This is a genomic window from Agromyces sp. H66 (genome assembly GCF_004959775.1).
Lineage (GTDB): Bacteria > Actinomycetota > Actinomycetes > Actinomycetales > Microbacteriaceae > Agromyces.
In genome coordinates, this window is sequence record NZ_SJZG01000033.1 from 1 (window position 1) to 467 (window position 467).

Annotated in this window: 1 protein-coding gene; it reads right to left on the reverse strand. The window is 74.1% G+C overall.

Annotated features, from left to right (window positions below; all coding sequences use genetic code 11):
• Positions 1-467: DUF222 domain-containing protein (locus tag EZM51_RS20395; protein ID WP_136710145.1), on the reverse strand; the 467-nt coding region annotated here is incomplete at both ends.

The following is a 467-nucleotide window of genomic DNA, read 5'->3' on the forward strand; positions in this document are numbered from 1 at the left end:
GTCGAGGCGGACCACGACCGTGGTCTTCGCGAGCGGGGTCAGGGTCTGTTCGCACCCCAGGGTGTGGCGGCAGATGGCGGCGAGCGCGTCGGCCTGGATCTGCGGGATCGTGCGCGGGTCGTCGAACACCGGGCCCGCATCGCCGCCGGCCGGGCCCTGATCCCGGCCGACCGGGCCGCCGCCGCCGAGGGCCGGTTCGCGGCGGCGGCGCAGGGTGTCGCCCACCAGGGCTTCGATCGCGGTCTTGATGGGCGCGGCGGTCTCGGGATCGAGGCGCGCCCGCAAATGCACCATGCCCGCAGCGTCTTCGCGCATCGTGAGCATGCGTTCGCCGCGAAGCAGTTCTTCGCGAGGTTCGACGCCGTCCTGGTCGAGCCTCGCCTCCGCCTCACGCACCCCGCGGAGGAGCAGGTCGAGCGGCACCCTGGCGGCGAGGTCGGCGAGGACCTGCTCGGTGGTGTCGGCCA